This window comes from Caballeronia arationis, from assembly GCF_001544975.2.
Classification (GTDB): domain Bacteria; phylum Pseudomonadota; class Gammaproteobacteria; order Burkholderiales; family Burkholderiaceae; genus Caballeronia; species Caballeronia arationis.
This window is the reverse complement of record NZ_FCOG02000337.1, coordinates 1-2679: the sequence shown is the minus strand read 5'-3', so window position 1 is coordinate 2679 and position 2679 is coordinate 1. Positions and strand designations below refer to the sequence as shown.

Genomic DNA, 2679 nt, shown 5'->3' with positions numbered 1-2679 from the left:
GCTCTATCAGTATCGGAATCGAGCTTCACTTGGCTAGCCGCGCACAATAATTCACCCATAGATTCCCCCGACGATCCACAACATGCGCCAAGGTCCTTTTGCGGCGCTCGGCATTCCCCAGAATCCGACCGGCTCGTTCGACTTCGACCAGACCGGCGGAACGTCACGCGTGTCGAATTCGGTCAAGGTCGTATCGGCCACCTTCGCAGGTTTGAGACTCGGCGCATTGTACGGTTTCGGCAATACGCCCGGCTCGTTTTCCGCGAACAACACGATCGGCTTCGGCGTGAACTATGCGATCGGCGGCTTCGGTATCGCGGCCGCCTACAACGAAACCAAGTACGCGGCGCTAAACGACGGCCACGACGGTATCCGAAATTTCGGAGGGGGCCTCAGTCAGGCCATCGGCGACGTGTATCTCAACGCGCTTTACACCAACACGCGCAATACGCTGACGGGAGGCGTCGTCCAAGCGATTCAGGTCGGTGGACTATACACGTTCATGCCGGATATTCGGTTCGGCACGAACTATCAGTACATGAAGGGCAACGCGCAACTAAGCCACAACCGGGCGCAGCAAGTCACGAGCGCGGCCCAGTATCTTCTCTCCAAACGCACGACGTTGTACGCCGAAGCGGTCTATCAATGGACCGGCGGCGACGTCGAAGGCGGACACAACGCCTGGATCAACGGCACGGGTCAATCGAGCACCACGCATCAGGTCATCGGCCGCCTCGGCCTGCAGACTTCTTTCTGACATGAATCGATCGTCGCGTCTGACGACGTCGCTTAACGATTTGGAGATTGCAAACATGGAACACAACCGCGTTTCAAGGTGGGATATCGCCTATGAGTGGAGAGCCGTAGCCTTGCTGTCGCTGGGCTTCGGACTGGTCGGTATCGATCGGTTCATGATCATGCCGCTCTTCCCCGTCATGATGACGGATCTGCACCTCGACTACCAGGACCTCGGGCACATCACCGGCGCGCTCGCCGTCGCTTGGGGCATCTCGGCGATGTTCATGGGCAACCTGTCCGACCGCGTAGGCCACCGCAAGGTCATCATTCCGGCGATCATTGTGTTCTCGTTGCTGGCGGGGTTGAGTGGTCTAGCAACCGGCGTCGGCTCTCTGATCCTGATTCGCGCCGTGATGGGATTTGCCGAAGGTGCCTACACGCCTGCGAGCATCATCGCGACGCTCGATGCATCGAAGCCGACGCGTCACGGGCGCAACATCGGTATTCAGCAGATGGCGCTGCCGCTTTTTGGTTTAGGCATCGCACCGATCCTCGTCACGCAGTTGCTAAAAGTGCTGCCGTGGCACTGGATTTTCTCGGTGGTGTCGATTCCGGGTTTGTTGGTGGCTTACCTGATGTTCAAGGTGTTGCGCAATACGCAAGCTTCGCCCGCTGCACAGCACACGCCGACGCACGACGCCGCCACCCACAAGTGGACCGACGTTATTCGTTATCGCAACATTCCGTTGAACATCGTCGGCATGTTGTGCTGGCTGACGTGTCTCGTCGTGCTAAGCGCGCTTTTCCCCAGCTACCTGATCGACTACCTGCACCTCAGCATGCAGCAGATGGGCTACGTGCTTTCGGCAATCGGCTTCGGCGGCACGATCGGCACGCTCGTGATGCCGGCTCTATCCGACAGACTCGGAAGGAAGCCGGTCATGGTCTTCTCGGTAATCGGCGCGGCCGTCTTCCTGTTCCTCCTCATGCGGACCGGTGCGAACCCGACGTTTCTGTTCACCTACCTTACGCTCACCCTTCTCTTCGTCTTCAGCCTGATCACGCTGACCGTGGGACCGCTAAGCGCGGAATCGGTGCCGGCGAAGCTTATGTCTACGGCTTCGGGTCTGGTGGTCGGAATCGGCGAAGTTTTTGGTGGTGGACTCGCCCCGGCGATTGCGGGTTACATCGCGAAGCACTTCGGCATTCAGTACATCATGCATCTCGGATTGGCTGCGCTCGCAATCGGATTTGTCGTGGCGCTCAGTCTGAAGGAAACAGCACCCTCTCGAGCGCGCGTGCAGGCGGCGCCTGCCGTTGCCCTGGACTAATGGACTAATGGTGCGACGTGTTGCGTCGTGGCTGGGCCGTCCGCGTGACGCTGATCGCATTCAATCCGCTCGGGGCTCAGTGCGTCGGGCCGCACCGCGGCTCGATGCGCTTCGGGCAGAACAGGGATGGCGGCTATCTTCCGCACGACTGCCATTGCGCGCGGAAAGGTGAGTGTCGCTTAATGGCCCAGACCGTGTCAAAACGCGTAGACACTAGGAATTGCCGAAACCAGCCTCGGCGCCGGGCGCCGTTTGTCGATTGCAGCAAACCGAATGTCAAATCACAGCCGCACTCATCGCGAAAGCTTAACAACCCCTATGGGCTTCACGCCCGCATCGCTTTCATAACCGCTTCGGAACCGAGTAGTTTGATCACTCGCTTTATGTTGTATGCCAGCACGTGCAAGCTCATCTCTGTGCTAACCCGCTCGATGGTTCGTGTCAAGAAATGAGTGGCGCCCATCCATGCCTTGATCGTCCCGAACGGGTGCTCGACAGTCTGTCGCCGGATGCGCATCATCTCGGGCGCATGGTCGAGTCGTGCCTGCATCTCATCAAGAACATCTTCGTGCTCCCAGCGCGCTACACGACGTTGAGGGCCTGGCGTGCA

Annotated in this window: 3 protein-coding genes; 2 read left to right on the top strand and 1 reads right to left on the bottom strand. The window is 59.1% G+C overall.

The annotated features are described in order from the left end of the window. The first annotated feature begins 82 nt into the window (after window positions 1-82). Both AWB81_RS41845 and AWB81_RS41840 read left to right on the top strand, forming a co-directional pair. Window positions 83-757, top strand: coding sequence for a porin (locus AWB81_RS41845; protein WP_235026221.1), 675 nt, complete (start codon window positions 83-85; stop codon window positions 755-757). 1 nt (window position 758) lies between these two features. After that, a complete protein-coding gene (locus tag AWB81_RS41840) occupies window positions 759-2069 on the top strand; it encodes an MFS transporter (RefSeq protein WP_374730553.1) in 1311 nt (436 codons plus the stop codon). A gap of 325 nt (window positions 2070-2394) precedes the next feature. Here the strand turns inward: AWB81_RS41840 and AWB81_RS41835 are convergent. After that, a partial coding sequence (locus AWB81_RS41835) for a transposase (protein ID WP_144444259.1) occupies window positions 2395-2679 on the bottom strand: 285 nt, incomplete at its 5' end.

Bases quoted from the DNA above. Each gene is read 5' to 3' on its own strand.
- AWB81_RS41840 (WP_374730553.1), top strand. From the start codon at position 759: ATGAATCGATCGTCGCGTCTGACGACGTCGCTTAACGATTTGGAGATT.
- AWB81_RS41845 (WP_235026221.1), top strand. From the start codon at position 83: ATGCGCCAAGGTCCTTTTGCGGCGCTCGGCATTCCCCAGAATCCGACC.